The 20,635-nt window shown below is 49.5% G+C and carries 29 protein-coding genes, 1 tRNA gene and 1 pseudogene; 15 read left to right on the forward strand and 16 right to left on the reverse strand.

Translation table 11 applies throughout. The features are described from left to right. Positions 1 to 50 precede the first annotated feature (50 nt). Positions 51 to 311: a hypothetical protein gene (locus tag EOV40_RS01665; RefSeq protein WP_128104861.1), complete on the reverse strand. Its 261-nt coding sequence runs from the start codon at positions 309 to 311 to the stop codon at positions 51 to 53. 257 nt (positions 312 to 568) lie between these two features. Between EOV40_RS01665 and EOV40_RS01670 the strand changes: the two genes are divergently transcribed. After that, positions 569 to 1,993, forward strand: coding sequence for a Hint domain-containing protein (locus EOV40_RS01670; RefSeq protein ID WP_128104862.1), 1,425 nt, complete (start codon positions 569 to 571; stop codon positions 1,991 to 1,993). Positions 1,994 to 2,091: 98 nt separating this feature from the next. On the opposite strand, the gene EOV40_RS01675 is transcribed toward EOV40_RS01670, so the two are convergent. Next, positions 2,092 to 2,823: an SDR family NAD(P)-dependent oxidoreductase gene (locus EOV40_RS01675; RefSeq protein ID WP_128104863.1), complete on the reverse strand. Its 732-nt coding sequence runs from the start codon at positions 2,821 to 2,823 to the stop codon at positions 2,092 to 2,094. Between the two features lie 42 nt (positions 2,824 to 2,865). Further along, on the reverse strand, positions 2,866 to 3,786 hold the full coding sequence (argC, locus tag EOV40_RS01680; protein WP_087651707.1) for an N-acetyl-gamma-glutamyl-phosphate reductase: 921 nt from the start codon (positions 3,784 to 3,786) through the stop codon (positions 2,866 to 2,868). 72 nt (positions 3,787 to 3,858) lie between these two features. On the opposite strand from argC, the gene mazG reads away from it, so the two are divergent. Continuing rightward, on the forward strand, positions 3,859 to 4,836 hold the full coding sequence (gene mazG / locus EOV40_RS01685; protein WP_128104864.1) for a nucleoside triphosphate pyrophosphohydrolase: 978 nt from the start codon (positions 3,859 to 3,861) through the stop codon (positions 4,834 to 4,836). Positions 4,837 to 4,909: 73 nt separating this feature from the next. On the opposite strand, the gene EOV40_RS01690 is transcribed toward mazG, so the two are convergent. From EOV40_RS01690 to EOV40_RS01700, 3 genes are all read right to left on the reverse strand, one after another. Then, positions 4,910 to 5,437, reverse strand: a complete 528-nt coding sequence (locus EOV40_RS01690; RefSeq protein WP_128104865.1) for a DUF2501 domain-containing protein — start codon at positions 5,435 to 5,437, stop codon at positions 4,910 to 4,912. A gap of 257 nt (positions 5,438 to 5,694) precedes the next feature. After that, entirely contained in the window at positions 5,695 to 7,572 is a 1,878-nt protein-coding gene (gene htpG / locus EOV40_RS01695; protein ID WP_128104866.1) for a molecular chaperone HtpG, read from the reverse strand. Between the two features lie 105 nt (positions 7,573 to 7,677). Then, entirely contained in the window at positions 7,678 to 8,604 is a 927-nt protein-coding gene (locus EOV40_RS01700) for an N-formylglutamate amidohydrolase (RefSeq protein ID WP_128104867.1), read from the reverse strand. Between the two features lie 68 nt (positions 8,605 to 8,672). On the opposite strand from EOV40_RS01700, the gene EOV40_RS01705 reads away from it, so the two are divergent. Further along, positions 8,673 to 8,747: transfer RNA gene (locus tag EOV40_RS01705), tRNA-Val, on the forward strand. A gap of 129 nt (positions 8,748 to 8,876) precedes the next feature. Here EOV40_RS01705 and EOV40_RS01710 read toward each other — a convergent pair. The 7 genes from EOV40_RS01710 to EOV40_RS01740 all read right to left on the reverse strand — a co-directional run bounded on the left by EOV40_RS01710 (position 8,877) and on the right by EOV40_RS01740 (position 12,338). Beyond that, positions 8,877 to 9,779, reverse strand: a complete 903-nt coding sequence (locus EOV40_RS01710; RefSeq protein WP_244296971.1) for a site-specific integrase — start codon at positions 9,777 to 9,779, stop codon at positions 8,877 to 8,879. A 383-nt stretch (positions 9,780 to 10,162) separates the two neighbouring features. Then, the gene (locus EOV40_RS01715; protein WP_128104869.1) at positions 10,163 to 10,594 is read right to left on the reverse strand and encodes a DUF3310 domain-containing protein; all 432 of its coding nucleotides are present in this window, start codon (positions 10,592 to 10,594) and stop codon (positions 10,163 to 10,165) included. Further along, positions 10,591 to 10,959, reverse strand: coding sequence for a hypothetical protein (locus EOV40_RS01720; RefSeq protein WP_128104870.1), 369 nt, complete (start codon positions 10,957 to 10,959; stop codon positions 10,591 to 10,593). The genes EOV40_RS01715 and EOV40_RS01720 overlap by 4 nt, the downstream gene beginning before the upstream one ends. Further along, positions 10,956 to 11,519, reverse strand: a complete 564-nt coding sequence (locus EOV40_RS15100) for a hypothetical protein (RefSeq protein WP_208729238.1) — start codon at positions 11,517 to 11,519, stop codon at positions 10,956 to 10,958. Before EOV40_RS15100 ends, EOV40_RS01720 begins: the two co-directional genes overlap by 4 nt. Beyond that, positions 11,516 to 11,887: a hypothetical protein gene (locus EOV40_RS01730; protein ID WP_128104871.1), complete on the reverse strand. Its 372-nt coding sequence runs from the start codon at positions 11,885 to 11,887 to the stop codon at positions 11,516 to 11,518. The genes EOV40_RS15100 and EOV40_RS01730 overlap by 4 nt, the downstream gene beginning before the upstream one ends. Further along, positions 11,884 to 12,063: a Lar family restriction alleviation protein gene (locus EOV40_RS01735; protein WP_167506839.1), complete on the reverse strand. Its 180-nt coding sequence runs from the start codon at positions 12,061 to 12,063 to the stop codon at positions 11,884 to 11,886. Before EOV40_RS01735 ends, EOV40_RS01730 begins: the two co-directional genes overlap by 4 nt. Before the next feature lie 8 nt (positions 12,064 to 12,071). Beyond that, positions 12,072 to 12,338: a hypothetical protein gene (locus EOV40_RS01740; protein ID WP_128104873.1), complete on the reverse strand. Its 267-nt coding sequence runs from the start codon at positions 12,336 to 12,338 to the stop codon at positions 12,072 to 12,074. Positions 12,339 to 12,456: 118 nt separating this feature from the next. On the opposite strand from EOV40_RS01740, the gene EOV40_RS14935 reads away from it, so the two are divergent. From EOV40_RS14935 to EOV40_RS15445, 8 genes and pseudogenes are all read left to right on the forward strand, one after another. Next, on the forward strand, positions 12,457 to 12,621 hold the full coding sequence (locus EOV40_RS14935; protein WP_167506840.1) for a hypothetical protein: 165 nt from the start codon (positions 12,457 to 12,459) through the stop codon (positions 12,619 to 12,621). Continuing rightward, complete coding sequence (locus tag EOV40_RS01745) at positions 12,621 to 13,298, forward strand: hypothetical protein (protein WP_128104874.1); 678 nt, start codon at positions 12,621 to 12,623, stop codon at positions 13,296 to 13,298. The genes EOV40_RS14935 and EOV40_RS01745 overlap by 1 nt, the downstream gene beginning before the upstream one ends. Before the next feature lie 12 nt (positions 13,299 to 13,310). Beyond that, positions 13,311 to 13,970, forward strand: a complete 660-nt coding sequence (locus EOV40_RS01750; protein ID WP_128104875.1) for a hypothetical protein — start codon at positions 13,311 to 13,313, stop codon at positions 13,968 to 13,970. 99 nt (positions 13,971 to 14,069) lie between these two features. After that, the gene (locus EOV40_RS15195; RefSeq protein ID WP_244296973.1) at positions 14,070 to 14,306 is read left to right on the forward strand and encodes a hypothetical protein; all 237 of its coding nucleotides are present in this window, start codon (positions 14,070 to 14,072) and stop codon (positions 14,304 to 14,306) included. A gap of 80 nt (positions 14,307 to 14,386) precedes the next feature. After that, a complete protein-coding gene (locus EOV40_RS15200; protein ID WP_244296975.1) occupies positions 14,387 to 14,584 on the forward strand; it encodes a hypothetical protein in 198 nt (65 codons plus the stop codon). Then, positions 14,581 to 15,052: pseudogene (locus tag EOV40_RS01760) on the forward strand (hypothetical protein); the annotation flags it as partial. The gene EOV40_RS15200 and the pseudogene EOV40_RS01760, both read left to right, overlap by 4 nt. A 48-nt stretch (positions 15,053 to 15,100) precedes the next feature. Beyond that, on the forward strand, positions 15,101 to 15,301 hold the full coding sequence (locus EOV40_RS01765) for a hypothetical protein (protein WP_128106174.1): 201 nt from the start codon (positions 15,101 to 15,103) through the stop codon (positions 15,299 to 15,301). Then, positions 15,298 to 15,420: a hypothetical protein gene (locus EOV40_RS15445; protein WP_280114346.1), complete on the forward strand. Its 123-nt coding sequence runs from the start codon at positions 15,298 to 15,300 to the stop codon at positions 15,418 to 15,420. Before EOV40_RS01765 ends, EOV40_RS15445 begins: the two co-directional genes overlap by 4 nt. Before the next feature lie 86 nt (positions 15,421 to 15,506). Here the strand turns inward: EOV40_RS15445 and EOV40_RS01770 are convergent, their stop codons facing one another. After that, positions 15,507 to 16,235: a DUF1796 family putative cysteine peptidase gene (locus EOV40_RS01770; protein WP_128104876.1), complete on the reverse strand. Its 729-nt coding sequence runs from the start codon at positions 16,233 to 16,235 to the stop codon at positions 15,507 to 15,509. Positions 16,236 to 16,447: 212 nt separating this feature from the next. On the opposite strand from EOV40_RS01770, the gene EOV40_RS01775 reads away from it, so the two are divergent. Beyond that, positions 16,448 to 17,272: a glycosyltransferase family 32 protein gene (locus tag EOV40_RS01775; protein ID WP_244296976.1), complete on the forward strand. Its 825-nt coding sequence runs from the start codon at positions 16,448 to 16,450 to the stop codon at positions 17,270 to 17,272. A 153-nt stretch (positions 17,273 to 17,425) separates the two neighbouring features. Further along, positions 17,426 to 17,638 (forward strand): hypothetical protein, encoded by a 213-nt coding sequence (locus EOV40_RS01780; protein WP_128104878.1) that lies wholly within the window; start codon positions 17,426 to 17,428, stop codon positions 17,636 to 17,638. 324 nt (positions 17,639 to 17,962) lie between these two features. Here EOV40_RS01780 and EOV40_RS01785 read toward each other — a convergent pair whose 3' ends face one another. Beyond that, positions 17,963 to 18,355: a hypothetical protein gene (locus EOV40_RS01785; protein ID WP_128104879.1), complete on the reverse strand. Its 393-nt coding sequence runs from the start codon at positions 18,353 to 18,355 to the stop codon at positions 17,963 to 17,965. Positions 18,356 to 18,499: 144 nt separating this feature from the next. On the opposite strand from EOV40_RS01785, the gene EOV40_RS01790 reads away from it, so the two are divergent. Further along, the gene (locus tag EOV40_RS01790; RefSeq protein WP_128104880.1) at positions 18,500 to 19,285 is read left to right on the forward strand and encodes a DNA/RNA non-specific endonuclease; all 786 of its coding nucleotides are present in this window, start codon (positions 18,500 to 18,502) and stop codon (positions 19,283 to 19,285) included. Between the two features lie 114 nt (positions 19,286 to 19,399). On the opposite strand, the gene EOV40_RS01795 is transcribed toward EOV40_RS01790, so the two are convergent. Beyond that, positions 19,400 to 19,747, reverse strand: coding sequence for a DUF3147 family protein (locus EOV40_RS01795; RefSeq protein ID WP_050819171.1), 348 nt, complete (start codon positions 19,745 to 19,747; stop codon positions 19,400 to 19,402). A 149-nt stretch (positions 19,748 to 19,896) separates the two neighbouring features. Here EOV40_RS01795 and EOV40_RS01800 point away from each other — a divergent pair, with 149 nt between their 5' ends. After that, positions 19,897 to 20,577 carry a YfdX family protein gene (locus EOV40_RS01800; protein WP_128104881.1) on the forward strand — a complete coding sequence of 227 codons (681 nt, stop codon included), beginning with the start codon at positions 19,897 to 19,899 and terminating at the stop codon, positions 20,575 to 20,577. Positions 20,578 to 20,635 lie beyond the last annotated feature (58 nt).

Raw genomic sequence — 20,635 nt, forward strand, 5'->3', positions numbered from 1 at the left:
TTGCAAAATAACCAGGCGGATTTTTGAAAACCGCCTGGAAATTCCTGAAATTAAACTTTCAGAACGTCACCCAGCAGGGAGGTTACGCCATTGGTTGTGGCGTCCAGACCCGTCAGCAGGCCATCGGCAACCGTGGTTACGCCGCTTGTTACAGCAGGAACCAGAGCATTAACCGTGCTGTTCACGCCGCCAAGGATGGTGGCCAGTCCCACATCCAGACCAGCCAGTGTGTCTGTCAGTGTGGTGCCCAGAGCATCGCCCAGCGTGCCGCCAGCAACCATAGCGATTTCGGAATCGTTCAGATTTTTCATAGGTTTTCACCTTTGACTAAGAAAGTTGTGCCATTGCGGCAGGCCTATATTCTGGCAAAATATATTTTCTGACAACAGTATAGTAAAGTAACAAATAAAAGAATACACAACTAAATATTTAAATAAAATAATTTATATTACATGGAGTGTATTTATTTTGTTCATTAATGCTTATCAAAAATAAATAATCAAATCAGGTATGTAATTTTTGCATTCACGGACGCACTTCAAAAGCTCTTACGTTTTGGCATGTTTTCATAAAATTATATGGTGACTCTCAAATGTCAGATCTAAAAACTATAGAAATTACCTCACCTAATCAGGATGTATCTCTTTCTGGTCCTGATTCTTCCAATCTTTCAGATTCGTATTATTATGAAATCAGCAATCCAGATGATCATCCTTTCACATTAGATCTTTCTATTTCGACATCAGATCTATATGCAACATATGATTCAGCAAAGAAAGAAACAATTATTAGCACAGATCTTAAAGGAGACATGGGTTATGCAAACCAGAACCTCTACGTTGTGATTCCGGACACAGCAACGGTTTCTAATCCGTTAAATCTCAATACCACTTTCCTTGGTAAAGACTTGGTTACAAATATTTCAACAGATGGAAAGTACAGCGATACATTTTCATGTTTTTTAAAAGATTCTTTAATAAAAACAAAAAATGGATATATGCCGGTGCAGGATATTGCTCCTGGTGAAATGGTTTCCGTTTTTATTGATGATAAAGAAGAACAAAAAGAAGTTGTATGGGCAGGAACAGCGCATGTTGTTGTCAATGCCAATTTGCCGGAAGATCAGGCCAGATTTCCTGTGCGTATTTTAAAAAATGCTATTTCAGAAAACGTACCTTTTAAGGATATGTTGATAACACCCGAACACTGTCTATTTGTAGAAGGAAAGTTTGTTCCCGCACGTATGTTGGTAAATGGTCGTTCCATTTATTATGATACCACCATAACATCTTATGATTACTACCATATTGAAGCGGAAAAACATTCAGTCATTATGGCAGATGGCATGCTGACTGAAAGTTATCTGGATACAGGAAACCGTCGTAACTTCCGGCAGGTTGGCAAAGTTATCAAAATTGGTGGAAAACAGAAAAACTGGCAGAAAGATGCCGCCGCACCGTTGGGTGTTCAGCGTGATTTTGTTGAACCAATTTTTCAAAAAATTAAAGAAAGAGCAAAAGATCTTGGAATCAAGAATCGCACAGCACCAAAAACTCTTATTGAAGACCCAGACCTCAAGTTGATTACAAACAGTGGGGCAACTATTTACCCATTCAAGAAATCAAAGAACATTTACAGCTTCATGCTTCCCGCGGGTGTGAAGGGTGTACGCGTGGTATCTCGCTCCAGCCGCCCATGTGACATTATCGGACCATTTGTGGATGACCGTCGCCAAATGGGTGTTGCTGTTGGCAAAATCCATTTTGGCTCTATTCGGGTGTCACAGCAGGTTCAGGAGCATCTGGCGCCATCCAAGCCAGAAGGGTGGCATGATATGGGCTGGCAAGATTGTGCATGGACAGATGGCAATGCCTTTTTGCCACTACATAATATCGTAACAAGCAAAATGGGTATTCTCAGCCTGGAAGTCCGAGCAACTGGCCCCTATGTTGCGCAGGCCGACCAACAGGAATATGTCGCGCTGTCAGCATAGTTTTTGCTTCCGTGGGGCTACGGAATAGAAAAAGCCCCAACATCTGTAAAAAGATGTTGGGGCTCATAATAAAATCTCGTGAGAAAATAGGTAGCTCTTTAAGCTTCCAGACCACCATCTACCGGAATGGCCGCACCCGTAATGTATTCAGCCTGTGGGCTGGCAAGGAAGGCAACAGTAGAGGCAATGTCTGCCACTGTGCCGTAAGCACCGGTTGCTACAAAACTGCTGATCAGTTTTGCAACTTCACCTTCTGCCGGGTTCATGTCCGTATCAATCGGGCCGGGTTCCACCACATTGGCTGTAATGCCTTTAGGCCCCAGATCACGCGCAACGCCTTTGGCAAAGCCGCGTAGTGCCGCTTTGGTGGTGGCGTAAAGGGAAATGCCGGGGAAAGGCGCACGCGCACCAAAAGCAGAACCGATAAAGATAAGGCGCCCGCCTTTTTGCATGTGCTTTGTGGCTTCTGCTGTTTCAATCATAACAGCGCGCACATTCAGGTTGAGAACTTTTTCAATATCTTCAACGCTGGTTTCGTTAATCGGGCCATAAGGAAACATGCCCGCATTGCACACCAGTGCATCAATCCGGCCAAAATCTGCAATGGTTTTGGCAATAACAGCCTTGTTGCCTTCTATTGTAGCGCCATTGGCTTTGATTGTAACGGCCTTGCGGCCCAGTGCGCGCACTTTCTGGGCAACCTTTTCGGCTGCATCTGCGCTGTTGGCGTAAGAAAGGGCAATGTCGTAGCCATCTTTTGCCAGTGCCTCAACAATAGCGGCACCAATGCCTCGGCTTCCGCCGGTTACAAGCGCAACACGGTTGCTCATAGTGTTTAACCTTTCTTCTATTTTGCGTGGGCAGGGCGTCGTTTAGGCGGCGTTTAGGTCCAGCATCAGCCGGATGTTCTGCAACGCAGCACCAGATGCTCCTTTGCCCAGATTATCCAAACGGGCCGTAAGCAGTGCCTGCCGGTTCTGGGTATTGGCATGCACGCGCAGTTCCATTCTGTCGCTTCCCGCAAGGGCTTCGGCAGAAAGTTTTGGCTCTGCGGCCAGCACACGCACATGGTCTTGCCCTGCGTAGCGTTTTTCCAGAATGTTGTGCAGGTCTTCCCCGCTCACGTTTCCGTTCAGATCATCCAGATGCAGTGGGATGGACACAATCATGCCGCGCGCAAAGTGCCCAACAGAAGGCACAAAAACCGGTCTGCGCTTAAGGCCCGCGTGTTGATGGATTTCGGGCACGTGCTTGTGCTCAAGCTTCAGGCCATACAGTTCAAATGCAGGGCCACCATCGCGCTCATGCGCTTCTATCATGCTGCGGCCACCGCCTGAGTATCCGCTAATGGCGTTAATACACACCGGGTAGCGCGCATCCATCACACCGGCATCTACCAGCGGGCGCAACAGGGCAATGGCGCCTGTGGGGTAACAGCCGGGGTTGGCTACGCGGGGGGCAATGGCAATGGCTTCAGCCTGTCCGGCTTCCAGTTCGGGAAAGCCATAAACCCAGCCGGGTGCCGTGCGGAAAGCCGTGCTGGCATCCAGAATGCGAGGGGCAGCATCGCCTAGCTCTGCGGCCATTTCAACAGCTTCGCGGGAGGCATCATCAGGTAGGCACAGCACAACCAGATCGGCCGCCTGCATGGCTTCCTTACGGGCAGCAGGGTCCTTGCGGTGTGCATGATCTACGGAATGGAGCGTAACAGGCAAAGGGGCAAGGCGTTCGCGAATTTCAAGCCCTGTTGTGCCAGCTTCACCATCAATAAAGACTACGGGTTTCTGTGTCATGCCTTACCTCATTCTGGTTCTGGCGGCAGATTAGGCTTTCTGGGTGCTGCCGCATAGACGGCGCGGCTGTTTATGGCAAAATGCCATCATATCTTTTTGCACCGGGTAGCGGTGTATGTATGCAAACCAAAGGCAGAAACAAGCATGACCACTTCCCCCGCATCCAGCCAACCAATAAAAAGCGTACAACAGGGCAACAGCCAGCAGGCAGCGTACGAACTGCAACGTCTGCTGGCCCTTATGGCCCGTTTGCGAGACCCCAAGGAAGGCTGCCCGTGGGACAGAGAGCAAACGCACGAAACCATAGCGCCCTACGCCATTGAAGAAGCGTATGAAGTGCTGGATGCCATTCAGAAAAAGGATTGGAATGCGTTTCCCGATGAATTGGGAGACCTGCTGCTACAGGTTGTATATCAGGCCCAGCTTGCGCAGGAAGAAGGGCGGTTTGATTTTGCAACCGTAACCCGCATGATTACGGAAAAGATGATCCGCCGCCACCCCCATGTGGTGTTTGGTGCCGATGTGCTGGAAGACCATGCCGTAGCGGATACGCGGCAACCAAAGCAGGATATTGCCAGCCAATGGGAGACGTTGAAGGAGCAGGAACGGCAACGTAATGCCGGGCAAACTGGTAAAGGGGCAGCAATACCGGGTGCCTTGGCGGGTGTGCCGCCAGCATTGCCTGCATTATTGCGTGCTTCCAAACTGGCGTCGCGGGCCGCACGTGTGGGGTTTGACTGGCCAGATATTTCTGGCGTGGTGGCCAAGGTTCATGAAGAGATTGAAGAGTTTTCTGTTGAACTGGAGGCCGGTAACCGTGAGCGCATGCAGGATGAGCTGGGTGATGTTCTGTTTTCTATTGCCAGTTTGGCACGGCGGCTGAATCTGGACCCAGAAGCCTGCTTGCGCCAGGCGTGTGACAAATTCACCCGCAGGTTTGAAGGAGTAGAAGCTGTTTTAGCAGAACAGGGACTTTCCATGTCTGACCAAAGCGTGGAAATGCTTGATGGTATCTGGAAGGATGTCAAAAAATCAGAAAGCAAAAAGTAACGCCAGCCGCACAATCTGGGCCTATTTATAAAATAGGGCAGGCTGTTATAGCCTGCCCATGTATGAAGGATAATTAGTCTGTCAGGCTTTGGCCTTTTTTTGTAAGATCGCTGCACAGCTTTACGCGTTTGGAAAGCTCAAGCGTGGCAATATCAAAGGGTTTGGATGTGCTGTTTTGCAACAATCCTTGCCCCCCTAAAGAATATCCCTGATCGTTCCGCACATCGGGGCGCTTGGAAAGATTGCGAGCCACACTGCGTGGTGTTGTGCCAGAGGCATAATTTTTATGCACGCAATAAGAAAGCAGCCCAGCCACATTGCCGGTGCTTGCGTTTTCTATTGATGGCAGGCCGCCCTCTCCCAAAATGCCGGGGGTGGCTGTGGTAGAGGTGCCAGAAACATTCCCCACAACTTGCGCGCCATTAGTAGGGGCAGAAGCCGGATGGGCTGGATCTGTTACCGGAAGGGCATCTGCAGGAGCGGTCGGGAATGTGGTGCCTGCTGGAAGGGGGGAAGGCGTGTTCTGAGCGTGTGCCATACCTGCGGCACTTAGCCCCAGAATACAGCTTGCCGCCATTATTGTTTTTTTGGTGGAGAACATTTAGATGGCCCTTTCAAAATTTTCCATACAACAGGTCTTATTCAAAAAGTGCCGCTATTTTTTGTAATAAAAACGCAATAGCGGGTTGTGCCTACTAGAATGCGCCAGAGTGGGAAAAGTTCTGTTCTACTGTAATCGGTCAGATCTTGTTGGGATGTTTTTGTAAAACAGTTTTTGAAAAGCTTGTTTTATAAAAAGGAAAGGCCCGGCAGAACCGGGCCTTTTTGAAACATATAAATATTTTGTGAAGCGATACTTTAGGCCTTGGGGGCTTCCGGCTGTGCGCCCTGCGCCAGATATTCCATCAGGCGGCGAGAAAAAGCATTTACATCCTTGGGTGTATCGCCATTCTGGATGCTGGCAACATCCAGCAGAATATGGGCCAAGGCATCCACTTTTTCACCAGCTTTTACCTTTTGTGCCAGCGTATGCACGATAGGATGTGCCGGGTTAAGTTCCAGAATAGGTGCAGCTTCTGGCATGTTCTGTCCGCTACGCTGCAGCAGTTTGCGCAGTTGCAGATCCGGCCCACCTTCTGGAGCACTCAACACCATTGCGCTGGAAACCAGACGGTCTGTTGCGCATACGTCTGAAACATCTTCGCCCAGTGCTTCTTTCAGGGCTGGAATCAGGGCTTCCATGTCTGCCTTTTCGGCAGATGTTTCTTCTGGTGCACCAAATTTTTCCAGATCAGTCATGCCCTGAGCCACGTTGCGCAGGGCTTTGCCCTCATACGTGCCCAGACGCTCTGGCCAGAAGGAATCAACCGGGTCAGACAGCAGCAGCACTTCCACACCGCGTGCCTTGAAGCCTTCAATCTGCGGAGATGCCGCCAGCACTTCTGCGCTATCACCGGTTACGTAGTAAATGGCATCCTGTTCCGGCTTCATACGACTGATATAGTCATCCAGAGATGTCAGACCATCTACAGCGCTGGAGCGGAAACGGCTGAGTGCGGCAACCTCCGTGCGGTGCGCGGGGTCATCCCACATGCCTTCTTTCAGCACCGGGCCAAAGTTTTCCCAAAATGCAGCGTAGCTTTCGGCATCCTTGGCGCGGGTTTTCAACTCACCCATCACCTTGCTTGTAACAGCCTTGCGAATACGGGCCAGCACGGGGGTAGCCTGCAACATTTCGCGCGAGACGTTAAGCGGCAGATCTTCCGTATCTACAACGCCCTGCACAAAGCGCAGCCACGGCGGCAGGATTTCGGCTTCATCGGTAATAAACATGCGGCGCACATGCAGGCGCAGCTTGCTTTCACGTGTTTGTTCCGCAAATTCAAAAGGCCGCATGGAAGGGATAAACAGCAGGGCTGCAAATTCAATGGTACCTTCTGCGCGCCAGTGCAGCGTATCCCACGGTTTATCGAAGTTGTGGGTTAGATGCCGGTAGAATTCTTCAAGCTGTTCTTCTGTAATTTCACTTTTGGGTTTTAGCCAAAGTGCCTTGCCTTCATTGGCTGTTTCTTCCTTGCCGTCATGCAGGATCGTGACAGGCCATGCAATGTTGTCCGACCATTTGCGAATAATGGTTTGCAGGCGGGTAGGGTCCAGAAACTCTTCAGCATCAGACTTGATGTGCAGAGTAATATCCGTGCCCGGTTTATCACGCGTGGCAGGTTCTAGTGTGTAAGATCCACGCCCATCGGAAGTCCAGCGCCATGCTTCATTTGATCCAGCCCGGCGGGACACAACATCCACTTTATCTGCCACCATGAAGGCCGCGTAAAAGCCTACACCAAACTGGCCAATCAGGCTGGGGCGATCTTCCGGTTTGGCATTTTCAAGCTGCTGGCCAAAGGCGCGGGTGCCAGAGCGTGCAATGGTGCCAAGGTTGTTAATAAGTTCTTCCTTGGTCATGCCCGAACCATCATCGGTAATGGTTAGCAGGCGTGCGTCTTTATCCGGGTTGATATGAATTTTGGCATCTTCTGGCAGGGCGCGGGCGCCATCTGTCAGGGCTTCAAAGCGTCTGCGGTCTGTGGCGTCTGCCGCGTTGGCCACGAGTTCGCGCAGGAAAATTTCTCTTTCAGAATAGAGAGAGTGGACAACCAGATCCAGCATCCGCCCAACTTCTGCACTAAACTCCCGCGTTTCGGCATTGGGTGTGGTGTTCTGGGTTGTTTCTGTCATGTTCACGTCCTGTAATGCATTGTTTGCTTTTATGTGATTATCAGATGTGGTGGTGACGCCGCGTTTTCAATATCCACCCCTTTAGATAATACGCATGTTTCTTTTCTATAAACCGTGGGAAGCGGGAAAGAGTTTCAGAAGCTTTTCTGTAAGTGTCGCCAGTGCGTTAGATAGCGGTGCAAAGCCTGCGTGGCAGATATGGGTTTCTTCATCCATATAGAGGCTTCTACGCATTTCAATTTGCAGGGCATGCAGGTTGTGCTGCGGTCTGCCGTAATGGCGGGTGATATACCCGCCAGCATAAGGCTGGTTGCGCGTGGTGCGGAAGCCCAGGCTCTGCAAGGTCTGTTCGGCTGTGCTGATAATATCTGGGTGGCATGTGGTGCCGTGAGCATTGCCCAGCACAAAGTCTGGGCTTGCCGCTTCTGGCACATCGGGCATGGAGTGTAAGTCCAGCAGCAGGCAGAAGCCGTGCATCTTACGTGTTTTATCCAGCATATCGGCCAGCATGGCATGGTAAGGCATCCAGTAATGGCGGATGCGTAGGGCGGCTTCCATAAAAGGTAGGCGATGCCAGTAAATGGGCTTTCTGTTGCCTACAATACGCGGAATGGAGCCCAGCCCAGCGAGGCCACGTTCTGTGGGACGTACAAAAGCAGGAATGGGGCCCTGAAACATGCGTGTATCCAGATCCCACGCACCACGGTTTACATCACAAAACACGCGGGGGAAGGTGGCATGTAGCAATGCTGGCCCTAAGGCATGTGCCTGCTCTGCCAAAAGGTGAATATGGCTATCCTCCCCACTGCGTAAAACGGAAAGAGGCTGGCGGGAGTTTTGCACAAAGACTTCTGGGTAAAATTGCCCAGAATGCGGAGATGCCAGTACAATAGGCGCACCCACAGCCCCCAGCACCTCAAACGGAGCAGGCGCAATGGCCCGGCTTGCCTGATCTGGCAAGTCTGCCTCTGATGTGTTTTCCAGCAAACGTGCCAAATGGCGAGGCAGCAGGGAATGGGCAAGATTTTTCATGTTGCTGGTATTCTAAGGGGTTGCGTTTGCCACGCAAGAAGGATAAAAGGCGGCCCACGGTTACGGATGGGCGCATAGCTCAGCGGTAGAGCACTACCTTGACATGGTAGGGGTCACAGGTTCAATCCCTGTTGCGCCCACCATCCCTAACCGGCAGCTTTCTGCCGATTTTTAAGAGCTGCGGCGAATGTCTCCGATACAAATCGGTACACGGTAAACCGTTTTTCCGCGCCTTATTTCATGGTTGTTGGTTATGGGCTGGTTACTGCTTTTTAGGTTTTCGGGACAATGCGCGGGCCTGAACTCCACCACTTAATAATATCCTCCCGATACACTGGCGGCATGAGTTTGGCATACACTGTCACAGTATTGATGCCGCTCCAGTCTCCATCTGATTTCAGTAACAGAAGATCCTTGTGCACGCAGTAATGCCACGATGCCCATGTGTGGCGTAGATCATGAGGTGTAAACTCCGGCACGAAAGCCTGCTTTGCCTTCTTTTGCCCTTTTGGAACCCACTCTCGAATTCGTCCTGGTAATCCGGCGCGGTGGCAAGCGCCTGCCCATCCATTTTTAATCTGGCCTCCGTACTGGCGTCCGGAATCGTGGTAGCGTTCTCCTGTGATGATGCCATGCGCGGTTTTCTTCTCAGGCCTGAAGACATAGCCGTCGCGCAACTCTATGGATGATAGCCAGCGGATTACGGCAGGGCATAAATCAACATGCCGCTGGCGACCTTGCTTTTGCCAGACAACGGCACGCGCGCCGTGCAGGTTAATATCCTTCCATTGGAGATCCAGCGCCTCTGATAGACGGCATCCAGTTCCCAGCAGAAAAACAAATAAAGGCTGCAAGTGAGGCGCGGCATGCTGGACAAGTGCCGTTGCCTGCTCGGGCAACAGAAAACGCTTAATGGTGGTTGGTACGGAGATTGGTGCAAAAGCTGGTCGATCACACCAGCCTTGTATTGCTCCAAACTCTAGAATCGCCTGCAATGGGGTTCTGACCGCTCGCTTCTTTGTGGATGGGGCTGCTTTCTCTGCATCCTTCAATATTTTGGCATATGCCCCTCGGAGTGAGGCGTTATTGATGCTGGAAAGTTTGGTGTCGCCAAAGTATTCTACGAGCCTATCTACATAACGCCCCGTTGCTGCGGAGCGTGGTGCATCCTTCATGTAGGCCGTGGCTGCATCGGCAAAGGTTATGACAGCGCGGGTTCCATAGAGCTTTTCCTGCCAGAACTCTGCTTCTCTTTTTGTCCGGTATTCTTCTGCAAGGCGGCGGTTTGTTGTGCCCGTACTTTCCAGTATTCGCTTACCCCCGATCGTCCCCCTGATAAAAAAGTTTTTCGCGTGGGAGAACGTGACGAGCTTGAGGGATATTCCATACTCTCGATAAGTCTTTGGTAATCATCCGGGGAGAAAACAAACTTCTTTCCCCATCGTCTATGCGTAGGACCACCATTATACTCTGGGTGCTTCCGAAGATGCTCCAGAAGGCGCGTGCGACCTATTCTGCCATTATAAGGCGCGTCAGCACATCTTTGATGGTCATAAGATCAGGCAGCGTCTGACCCATTCCCGCCTCCTTCTAGTGCTGTGATGCGGGCCTTTAGCTTCTCCATCATCTGGGGATAGGCATGCTTTCGCGCGTTCACCTCATCAATATGATTCGCAAAATAATCCATGCCCCATATGTCTTGAAGGACTGAAGTCTTCCATTTTTCTGTCTCCCATAAGAGAGCTTGTAGATATTTTTCGTGTTGAGAACGGTCCTGATATACATTTGCCATAGCTGGGCAATCTTTATGGAGATACCAATCCTCTAAGAAAGCCACGGCCTTCCGAAGATATTCAATCTCGCCCCCCTTATGCCCGGAGCGGTAAACATACTGGAATGCCTGCGCCATGTTGCCGGACATGTAACGGGTTACATCCCATACTTGCAGGCCGCTTTTTGTTTTGTAGTGGTCGGGGGTTATGGCGTTCATGACTTCACCTCATTGCGTGGAGCAGGAAACCGAGGAATCAGCATCCATGCCTCAATATCGGCCTCTGCAATGTTACCGCCCATCATATCAACCCAACCATCCTCGCCTTGAGGAAACTCATTGTTAGCAAGCGTGGTATTGCCATTCTTCAAATGGACAACGATTGTCTGGCGGAATCCGCGCGCTTTCTTTATGTCGGTGTTCCAAGCCACTGCGTCTGCTGCTTCAAGGGCAACTCGCGCATAGCACCGAGCGACTTCTTGACGGTTATCTCCCATGTTTTCCCATTTCAGGGGCTTTCCGTTGCGCTCATATACATATTCGGCAATTGCCTTTGCAGCCGCCTCAATGCGTGCGTCAGTCATGCCCATGCTTTCTTTTTTGCCGCAAGCCGTTGGCTCTTGCGCTGCTGTGCTGGGGTTTCGTCACCAGCTCCAAACCAGTAGTAAACTGGGAACGTGCCTTCATCACGGGCGCGCATGAAATCGCCACCGATACGGCACCTGCGGCCCTTTGCATCAAAGCAAGCCGGGTTTGTATTGCCAATCCATGACATTGCTTTATTTACCCATGTTTCGAAGGTATCAAACTGACCATCTGGCTCACGGTCTGGCTGTTTTTCGGTCATTTCCCCCCCCTCCATAGCTGCATCAATGGCGGATCGGAGATCACCCCAAGGGCCTATTGCAGGAGAATGGAATAATACCCGTGAACTTTTCCTATCGGTCATTGTTGCTCTCGACTGCCTCTCCAACCACTCCAACCGCCGCGTATCAGCCGCACATTCTGCCCGTGCGCGTTCGTATCCGCGCCGCTCGGCTTCGTTCAGTTCCTTTCTCATTAACTTAACCAGCAATTCGCTTGGTTTTTCAAAACCCTCAATACAAACAGCCATATCTATAGCCTGTTCCTCTATCGTCCTCATGGCGCGGCTCCTAGATTGCGGATTGCATCGGTAATATCTTCGGCTGCGGCCTTCAGTAGTGTTTTCCCTGCGGCCGGTAATAAGCCACAAGATGCATTAAGACTTCTTTCTATAATGAGACAGATGCGCTCCCGTTCCGCCGCCAGCATTTCGTTTATCTGCGTGGGGGTGAGGACGGGGCCTTTGTAAATCCAACCGCTAGTGTCTTCATCTCCGAGAAAATCATCTGCATTCTGATAATTATATTCAGTCCACCCGCCGCCATTCTGATGCCAGTAATAAATAAGATCAGTGCTTTCTAGGCCGCCCCCTATGCGTGGTGGCAATAAATTGAAAAGCAGAAGATCTGATAACAATGACCTAATCACGCCTTCTCTCCTGCGCGGGTGTTCCATGCGGTGATGGCTTCATCTTGCGTTTCACAAGATGACCCTTGAGCATTGCACTTTGGGCACCACGCAAACTCTAAGCCCGTTTCATCACCATCCGTCACTTGCGCATCGTCATAATGACAAAACGGGCACGGCTTCAGTTTCTCGTTCATGCGTCTGTTCATTTCAGGGCTTTGATAAGGGCATATTTCGCCCACATTACGTTTCCTTCTCGAAGTTTTTCGAGTGCTACTCCGATAACCCCATGCAGTTTCGCAATCACCGCATCCGCATCGGCCTTCATAACCACGGCCCCAGATGCGCCAGCGTTAGGCTCTGCACGTAACTGCGTTGTGTTGATGCCGCTGGTTGGGTCGCGTAGGGCGTCTGCCACCAGTGGGTTGATGTAGCCAACTATGGGGAGCGGTTGGGTCAGCCGCGCTGGCAAAAAGCCGGTACCGTATGCCCTACAAAATTGAACTCCCCAATGAACCCGAAGGCATGTGGCCAGAACTGGCACAGTACATCCCTTTCTACACAGCATCTTAAAATAAGGAATTTACACCATGGGTACAGGCGGCAAGCGTCCATCTGCCGACCCGCAGGCAAGGGTTGCAGCCACACTATCCAGAAATCCAGAAATTCAGAAGCGCCGAGATCTGTCCAATAAGATCGCTCAAGCGCTTGTTTCTGCCGCAATCACCCAATCAAATATTAATGGGGCGCAATAATGCCTTACGATACCAACGGTACTTATAAATTACCTCCTGTTTATCTGGCTGAGGTTGGTCAGACTATCTTAATAGAGCAACACAACGATCCCCTGGAAGATATTCAGTGCACTCTTAATCAGGCGCCTCTGCGCGATGGATCTGTACCTATCTCAGGCAACCTGTCTATGGGCGGCAATCGCATTACTGGATTAGCCGATGGCGTAAATGCTACAGATGCCGCAACTATGGAGCAGGCGCTCGTGCTTGCATCTACATCTCAGCAGACCGTTTCCGGGCCAGTCACATTCTCTGAAAATCTCCTCATTCCATCAGTAACTGACTGGACACAAAAACAGGCGTTGCCAGCTAGTGACGCAGATGCTCGATATATGAAACTAACTGATGCGCCATTCGTGGATGCTAATCTGCGATTTCAGGTTATCAATGCTACTGTTAGTTATATGACAAGAGTAACATGGCCACAGGCTTTTGCTTCCGACCCTGTATTTATTACTGCTTCTGTTGTGGGGTCCGGCACATACTACCCACGTTTTGTCTATATCGATGGTCCAGAAGCAAGTTTTGGTATTTTTTCGGTCCAAGATTATCCACCCGCTTATGACGGGGCAGATACAGGCGAAAAGGGGAGGTACGTTGATTACCCAATCCGTATCCTGGTTGGTGGATATTTTTGAGGACTTATGAAAATGACAAATGCAGATGTAAAAACCGCGTATCCAAATCAATATTATGGAAAATATGACAGCACATCAGGTTTTCTTATTATCCCGGCCTTTGATATCTGGAATGGTGTTAACAGTAACGGTCAGAGTATAAATGATATCTCTACTCTACCCGTAGCTAGCGATATGATTGCACTCACAGCCGCTCAAATGTCACTCATTCAGTACGGAACGAATACTGGGTATCTGAACATTCCAGTTGATACAGCAAGCAAGTCCTTAAAATATCCTGATCGTTACTATTGTGACGAAAGCACTCCAGCGGCATTTTATGATATGTGGGGATTTTCACGCATTCCAACAATCAGTAATACACTGCATGCAGTTGTCACTAATGCGTGGGATGCGCGTATGGCATCTGCGCTCACGGGATTTAAGCAGCAGGTGTGGGATAAATCCAGTAATCAGTTAGTAGATTACGTTCCACCTGTTGTGGTTATCCCATTGAAAACGCGGGCCGCAACCGCTTTGGCTTCAGCTAGAACATATGTAAATAACAACTACACCATTCTGAATGAGCCAACGCCGGACGCGTGGGTTGCATACCTAAAGGCCCTGATGTCTATTGCCAACGGCAGCGATACAACAAGCACTGCGCTTCCAGTAGCTCCAACTACCTCGTAACCCTTGCAGATCTATCTAGGTTTCGGTAATATATTACCATATTGACGCCTTTCTTGCTTGCGCGGGCTAAGGCAAACCACCCAGAAAATCAGGTTTGTAATGGGTGACGTTTCAACTGCGCCGCACGAGCAAGCGCAGTCAGATATCAGCAATTTTTCAGTTCGCCTTGATGATCACGAAGAACGTCTTGCTGCCATGGAAAGGCGGCAGGACGGCACAGATCGGAAGCTCGACAATATCAGCCATGAAGTTGCTGCGGTTCGCGCGGAAGGCAACGCTCGACAGCAGGCAACTGCTGCCGGTATGATAGGCTCGGTGCTCAGGTTACAGATCTGAATAAAAACATCTCAGCTCTTACCGGAGCTCAAACTGAGCGCAACCGCATTGCAGATGATAATCTGCATTGGTGGAAGAAGATGGTGGCTGTTGTCACGCTCATCTGCACCATTGGTGGGACAATCGGCGCAACCCTGCTTTCAGATCAGGAAGTGGCCAGCACTATTTGGGTAAAATGGCTGCACTGGCGTGAACCATGGGATGTGCCAACGCAGCCCGCACCCCAGCCTCAGACAACACAGTTCATGCTGCCCCCGCGTGACATGGAGGCAGCATGAAAACCGGGGTTGTGTGGGGCGCAAATCTCTCTGTCATCAAGCACCTAAATATTCTTCCAGCATTGGAAGCTATCAACCTTGGTGGAGATGCAGCAGTTAATATGGTGACGGGCACAGGCCTTGTTGAAAAGTGGGTTTATGCATGACCGGCAAATCAACGGTCCTGCGCTGGGCTGGTTTCAAATGGAGCCCAGAACCCATGATGACATCTGGCTAAACTTCCTGCGCTACCGACCCGATCTTGCCAATCGTATTCTGGCAGAAAGCGGTTTGACGGGCCTTCCGGAAGCGGAAATCCTTGTGGAGAACAGGGCTTATTCAGTTTGTATGTGCAGGGCGCAATACCTGCGCGCTCCCGAACCATTACCCTCGGCCACAGATGCCGCAGCCCTCAGTGCCTATCACAAGCGGTATTACAATACGGCTCTTGGGCAGGCCAATGCCAGCGCGAACATACCTCTATTCCAGCCGGTACCACGCCAGATGCCTGTGCAGCACTTGGCGGGAGCAAGTAACATGAACGCAGCAGAAATCAGCGCCATTCTTGGCGTAGTGGGCACAGTGGCCGGTCTGGCCGAAAAATACGGGCCGGAAGTTTATGAAACGGTCAAGGAAGCTCTGGAACAATCTAAGAGCAAGACCGGGCCGAGTGTAACGGATATTCAGGCCATCTTTGCCAAGTGTAAGGCGGATAACGCGGCTATCCAATCTGCATGATGCCGGATTTTGAGTGCGGGATGATTGTTGGTGGTGGGGGAGTGTTTTTTGCCACCATCATCTTGGCTGTAGGCTGGCGGTTGCTGGTGGTGCGGTCGGATTTTTGGCGGGGAAATTGACCAAGAGCCGCCATAGGTAGCGGACAGGCTCTTGGCTGGTTGTTTTATGCCACTGATATAAGGCAAAAATTTGATGCCTTGTGTTTCTATTGCCCTTTCTGGGAGGCAAGAAACGCAGAGAAAACGGCCATAAAGCTCATGAAATCCTGTGTGGTTTGAAAATCCGTGCCATCAATACTTTCTTTGCGTGAAATGGAATATAAAAGCGCATTCTCTGTTTCTAGGGAAATGCTGCATGTATAAAGTTGATCTTCGCGCTGTATGAAGTTTAGAGCAAGAAGGTATTTATTGTTATAAAAAGATAGGGTTTTTGAAAGTTCATAAAAGTCGTTTTGATTGATTCTTTGAGAAATACATAAAAATATAACCTTTTTATCCGAGTGTAATAGATTTATAAATCTTTCAACACAGCGCTCGTAGTATCTGTAAATCTCATCATCTGATATATCATAGTGATTGAATGTAAAGAGAACGCCATAGTGTGTTTTGTAATATATGTGATCACAAAAATTAGCATCTGGTGAAAGTTTTTCATCTTCAGAAATTTTCATATGTTGTGATCTATCCAGAAATGTTAAAAAATTATCCTGAATACAATGATTTACCATACGGATATCACTAAATATCCAATCAAACGGATAGGATTTCTTTTTAAGTCCCAAATTTTTGAGCACTGAGGCTGTAAGGCAATGGTCTCCTACAGATACAATTTCTATATCCTGAACAGCCTGCACAATACGTCTGAAATGACGGTAATATACGAGTAAAGAGAGCAGGTCTTTTACAGACTGTTTGGCTTTTTTCAGACTGTCCATAAGCGCTCTCGGAATTGGGTGTAACTGATACTTATATGGATGAATGTATATTCTGATATTGGAATATTTTAACTTTTCTTTCAACACCGTTCTCAGGGCGGTCTGTGTGGTAGTATTATGTCCGGCCCATAGGTGAGGGATATTTTTGTTTATATCTTTTTTCCATGGTAATATTTTATGGGTATGAAAAATAATTATTTATGACGAGAAATATGAGCACGCAATCTAGGCGCCCCAATTCGCCCCATGTCAAAATGGATTTTTTTCGTTGTTTGGAAAAAGGCGTGGAAAGTGGCTGGCTTCCAACGCTTGATCAGGCAGATATTGATCCACCAGATAAAAGCGTTCTGCCACCAACTATACCGAAAAGAATTTCTCAATACTGGCATAGTGAAACACTGCCGGATGACGTAGCGTGTTCCATTGAAAAAGTAAAAAACAACAACCCGGATTTTGAGATGGCTCTCACGCATGATGAATCTGCGCGGGCTTTTCTGCATACGCATTTCGGGCCAGATATGGTGGCGCTTTTTGATGTGTGTTTCCACCCTGCCATGCGGTCTGATCTGTGGCGTATGTGTGACATGTATGTGCATGGTGGTATTTACGTTGACGTCGATATTTCCATGCATGCTCCACTCGTTCACATCACCGGTCATGCGTCTTATGAATGCTTCCTTCTGTACGCCATTGGCAGCCCATGGTGCATTGAAAACGGGTTGATCATCTCCAGAAAAAAGCATCCTGTTATTGAAGCCATTATTCATGCACTTTGTGATTCTCTGACCCGTTATAAAAATAACCCCAATAGCTTTGAGAACATCTGGGTGAATACGGGGCCGGGTACAACAACAATTGGGGCTATAAAGTACCTTTTTGATGTCACCCCGCAATCAGCCCCCCATGCCAATGGAAGTGGTTTTTTGCTTGGGCACCATAGCCGTGCTGGTGCGAGCTATTGGCATGATGAGCTTGCCTATAAGGCATCGGCTGAAGGCAATTGGCGCAAGGCAAGGCCACCTCACCGTCAGAAATAAAGCGCCATATTTGTGTCTCTTTCCACAGGGTTTGGTGTAGGGTTTTTCTGCCTGTGTACAACCTTGTGGAAAGTGTGAATGAATACCTTGCAGCGCTTATCTGCTAAGGCCACATAGAAGCAAGTATGTAAGATTGAAGAGAAAGTTCACGCTATGACCACTGTTACAATTTCTGTTCTGAAAGAGTTTGTTTCCAAGGCATCCGCTTTGCATCAAACCTGGAAAACAGCCAAACCCTCTGCATCCGAACTTTCCTGGCACGAATGTGTGGAAGATGAAAACTATAAGGATGCCGTAGTAGATAGAGATTTTCTGGCAGAACTGACAAAAGCCAACATACCGTATGAAATGTCGGAAGCTGTTTGAAGCCTAAGAGATATATTCTAAAAATTGGGTAAGAAAAAACCGCCTTTTGGCGGTTTTTTTGTGGTTATTTCAAAGTGAGCTTTAGGCCCGACCTCTTTCTATAAATGGTCAATCAGGAAATAGGAAAGCATGGCAAAAATAATGGCTATGCTGGGGGCAAAAGCATTTAATCAGGTGCCCGGATTTATATAGGGTATGGGTAAATCATCAGCGTGACTCACATGGGTTGTGCCCGTTATCCACAGGCTTACCCACCGGAGCATCCGCAGAATCTGTGGACAAGGCCATGAAGCTTGGCAGTCAAGATGGCTGCGGATAAAAACTTTAGGGATGGTATAAATCCTGCTCCAGAAAGGTTTGAACGCGCAGGAAGGCTTCTTCTTCCGTTTCGTTTTCAGCAATGCCCAACCATGTGGGCTTGCGCCGAGCAATCCACCCCAACATCTTACCGCTCACGCTCTGAAAGAGTGGAATATCCTCTGCCAGTAGCAAAATACCCAAAGGCAGCATCCACACACCCAAAACGGGTAAAAAGGAAAGCAGTCCACCCAACATTAACAGCAGCCCAGAAGGCAGGCGCACCCATTTTTGCTCGGGCTTGCGTAGCCATTGTATGGCGCGGCGCATTTTGGCCGGCAGTTTTGCCGTTATCATTTGTGTGCGGCGTTCACGCAGGGTTTCTGGCGTAGTGGTGCTGGAAGGTGAGGGCTGCTCCATTTCTGCTCCATAACTGTGGCTGATTTGGTTTTATGTGCCTTTGTTTGGGCGTTATCTTTTCTATAAAGGCATTTCGTATTGTATGGCATTTAACAAAGGCAGCATTGTGTATTCAAAACAGGGCTTCACGCTGGTATCCGTGCAATGAGTGTGCGTGTTGCAAAAATATGCTTGGGCATGGTTGTGGCCTGCCTGCCAGTTTCGGCTGCTTGGGCGCAGGAAAACGCAGCATGTCAGGCTTTTGGGCCAGAAAACAAATTGCCCGCAATAACGCGGCCTTTCATGCTGAAGCAGACAGAACTGCTGTGTAACACGGGCTATGCTGTTCTGGTTTCATCTGTCACGCACACACCTTTGTGGGCAGCGGAGCATTTGCAGGCCAATAATGTGCGCCTTGCAGAACGCTTGATGCGTGCAGGCACTTTTTATGCAGATTCCCGGTGGCCAGATGGCAGCCGAGATCAGGATTACAAAAAATCCGGCTACAGCAGGGGGCACATGGCCCCCAGTGCGGATCAGCCAACGCCGACAGCACAATTTGAAACTTTTGCGTATTCCAACATGGTGCCGCAATCCATAGCGCTTAATCAGGGTATTTGGGCACGTATTGAATACACGGTGCGGGAGCTGGCTGTGCAGGAAGGGGACTTATATGTGGTCACCGGCCCTGCGTTTCATGGTCATCCCATTCCAACCATTGGGCCAGACCATGTGTTTGTGCCATCTTCTACATGGAAGGCTGTGTATTCCACACGTCGTCAGGCTGCGGGGGTGTATGTCTGCAAGAACGTGCAACGTTCTCCACATTGCGATCAGGTGACTGTGGCAACCCTTATTCGCAATACAGGGGTAGATCCATTTCCGGCGGTGGCGGATACCATTAAGCAGAGTTTCTGGCGCTTGCCGTCACCACGCAAAATACGGCGGTAAGCGTGGAGCGGAAGCGGTACAAGCCACAATTTTCACGGCGGTTGTACACGTTATCCACAGGCTTACCCACCGGAGCATCCGCAGAAACTGTGGGCGACTCTATTGGCGAGTGGTTTATTGGCTAATGCCAAGCCACGGGCCAGCCCAGATCATCAGCAGGTATAAAACAACGGTTAAGCCACACCCACTGGCCAGTGCGGGCCAGAAATGCACGCCACACCGCATCAGCCACGGCATAAACAAAAACATGGGCAGGGAGGGCAGCACATACCAGAACGTAGCGCTGACATGGGCTTCCATCCGTGCAGGATCATGCGTTTCCAGCCAAAGCCAGATCATGCCAAATACGGAAACAAGGGGCAGGGCGGCAACCAGCGCGCCAAATCCGGGGTAACGGCGTGCCAAAGTGGAAACCAGAGCAATAATCAGAGCTGAAAGCAGAGTTTTGAGAAGAAAAAACATTCAGGTATCAGACAATAAATAAAAAACGGCTGACTATAATATATTTTTTAATATAGATGAATTGTATCACCCCACCCGGCGCATTAAATTAATTTTCAGGATATCATCCGTTATCTTTTGAAAATTTAAATCAGTTTGGATTAGTTTTTATGCGTTTAAAAGCTCTTTTTGCAGCATCTGCTGTATTGCTCACCAGTTTTTCTGTGGCACAGGCAGGCACCGTGCACACCACGTGGGAAAAGTTCAAGGCTGGCCATGCCATGCATCGCCTTTCCGTTGATGGCCAGAAAGCCATGATGGATGTGTTTCAGGCGCGTGATCTGCTGGCTCAGGGCAAAACCGATGCCGCCATTCCGCCGCTGTATGATGCGCAAAAGCGTTTCAAGGCTGCCAGTGCAGATAACAAGAAGTTCTTTGCGGCAGAAAGCCAGCTTCAGCCAGCCCCGCAGCATCCGGTTTCTGCAACCCATATGCCGGTTGCCAACCCCACAACATGGGTGCCAGTTGGTGGTGAGTTTATTGTAAGCGAAACACTGGCCCCAGAAAAACAGGCAGCACTGGCTAACGCCAACAAGCAGTTCCAGGCCGGGCAAACCCAGCAGGCACAGCAGAGCCTGCAGGTTGTGGGTGAAGATGCAGACTTCATTCTGGCCCTTGCCCCGCTGGAACAGAGCGAAGGTGCCCTGTACCGCGCAAAAGTGTTTACAGAAGGCCGCCAGCCGCAGCAGGCTGTAGAAGCACTTAACCAGCTGCTGGATGGCATTGTTTTTGTTTCTGACGATGTGGTGGAAAAAGTGGTTCCCTCCACACCGGCTAAAAAAACGAACTAAAACAACACGCTGTGTTGCAAGGCAGGGGTGGGGAGCAAAAAAGTTCTCCACCCCTGCT

Origin of the sequence: Acetobacter oryzoeni (assembly GCF_004014775.2) — a bacterium.
In the GTDB taxonomy this organism is placed as follows: domain Bacteria; phylum Pseudomonadota; class Alphaproteobacteria; order Acetobacterales; family Acetobacteraceae; genus Acetobacter; species Acetobacter oryzoeni.

Bases quoted from the DNA above. Each gene is read 5' to 3' on its own strand.
- EOV40_RS15200 (WP_244296975.1), top strand. From the start codon at position 14,387: ATGGTGGCTGTTGTCACGCTCATCTGCACCATTGGTGGGACAATCGGC.
- EOV40_RS15100 (WP_208729238.1), bottom strand. From the start codon at position 11,519: ATGAGGACGATAGAGGAACAGGCTATAGATATGGCTGTTTGTATTGAG.
- EOV40_RS15445 (WP_280114346.1), top strand. From the start codon at position 15,298: ATGATGCCGGATTTTGAGTGCGGGATGATTGTTGGTGGTGGGGGAGTG.
- EOV40_RS01775 (WP_244296976.1), top strand. From the start codon at position 16,448: ATGAGCACGCAATCTAGGCGCCCCAATTCGCCCCATGTCAAAATGGAT.
- EOV40_RS01750 (WP_128104875.1), top strand. From the start codon at position 13,311: ATGACAAATGCAGATGTAAAAACCGCGTATCCAAATCAATATTATGGA.
- EOV40_RS01700 (WP_128104867.1), bottom strand. From the start codon at position 8,604: ATGAAAAATCTTGCCCATTCCCTGCTGCCTCGCCATTTGGCACGTTTG.
- EOV40_RS01745 (WP_128104874.1), top strand. From the start codon at position 12,621: ATGCCTTACGATACCAACGGTACTTATAAATTACCTCCTGTTTATCTG.
- EOV40_RS01795 (WP_050819171.1), bottom strand. From the start codon at position 19,747: ATGTTTTTTCTTCTCAAAACTCTGCTTTCAGCTCTGATTATTGCTCTG.
- EOV40_RS14935 (WP_167506840.1), top strand. From the start codon at position 12,457: ATGGGTACAGGCGGCAAGCGTCCATCTGCCGACCCGCAGGCAAGGGTT.
- EOV40_RS01710 (WP_244296971.1), bottom strand. From the start codon at position 9,779: ATGAAGGATGCACCACGCTCCGCAGCAACGGGGCGTTATGTAGATAGG.
- EOV40_RS01800 (WP_128104881.1), top strand. From the start codon at position 19,897: ATGCGTTTAAAAGCTCTTTTTGCAGCATCTGCTGTATTGCTCACCAGT.
- EOV40_RS01735 (WP_167506839.1), bottom strand. From the start codon at position 12,063: ATGAACGAGAAACTGAAGCCGTGCCCGTTTTGTCATTATGACGATGCG.
- EOV40_RS01790 (WP_128104880.1), top strand. From the start codon at position 18,500: ATGAGTGTGCGTGTTGCAAAAATATGCTTGGGCATGGTTGTGGCCTGC.
- EOV40_RS15195 (WP_244296973.1), top strand. From the start codon at position 14,070: ATGGGTGACGTTTCAACTGCGCCGCACGAGCAAGCGCAGTCAGATATC.
- EOV40_RS01715 (WP_128104869.1), bottom strand. From the start codon at position 10,594: ATGAACGCCATAACCCCCGACCACTACAAAACAAAAAGCGGCCTGCAA.
- EOV40_RS01690 (WP_128104865.1), bottom strand. From the start codon at position 5,437: ATGTTCTCCACCAAAAAAACAATAATGGCGGCAAGCTGTATTCTGGGG.
- htpG (WP_128104866.1), bottom strand. From the start codon at position 7,572: ATGACAGAAACAACCCAGAACACCACACCCAATGCCGAAACGCGGGAG.
- EOV40_RS01720 (WP_128104870.1), bottom strand. From the start codon at position 10,959: ATGACTGACGCACGCATTGAGGCGGCTGCAAAGGCAATTGCCGAATAT.
- argC (WP_087651707.1), bottom strand. From the start codon at position 3,786: ATGACACAGAAACCCGTAGTCTTTATTGATGGTGAAGCTGGCACAACA.
- EOV40_RS01765 (WP_128106174.1), top strand. From the start codon at position 15,101: ATGAACGCAGCAGAAATCAGCGCCATTCTTGGCGTAGTGGGCACAGTG.
- EOV40_RS01780 (WP_128104878.1), top strand. From the start codon at position 17,426: ATGACCACTGTTACAATTTCTGTTCTGAAAGAGTTTGTTTCCAAGGCA.
- EOV40_RS01785 (WP_128104879.1), bottom strand. From the start codon at position 18,355: ATGGAGCAGCCCTCACCTTCCAGCACCACTACGCCAGAAACCCTGCGT.
- EOV40_RS01770 (WP_128104876.1), bottom strand. From the start codon at position 16,235: ATGGACAGTCTGAAAAAAGCCAAACAGTCTGTAAAAGACCTGCTCTCT.
- EOV40_RS01665 (WP_128104861.1), bottom strand. From the start codon at position 311: ATGAAAAATCTGAACGATTCCGAAATCGCTATGGTTGCTGGCGGCACG.
- EOV40_RS01675 (WP_128104863.1), bottom strand. From the start codon at position 2,823: ATGAGCAACCGTGTTGCGCTTGTAACCGGCGGAAGCCGAGGCATTGGT.
- mazG (WP_128104864.1), top strand. From the start codon at position 3,859: ATGGCAAAATGCCATCATATCTTTTTGCACCGGGTAGCGGTGTATGTA.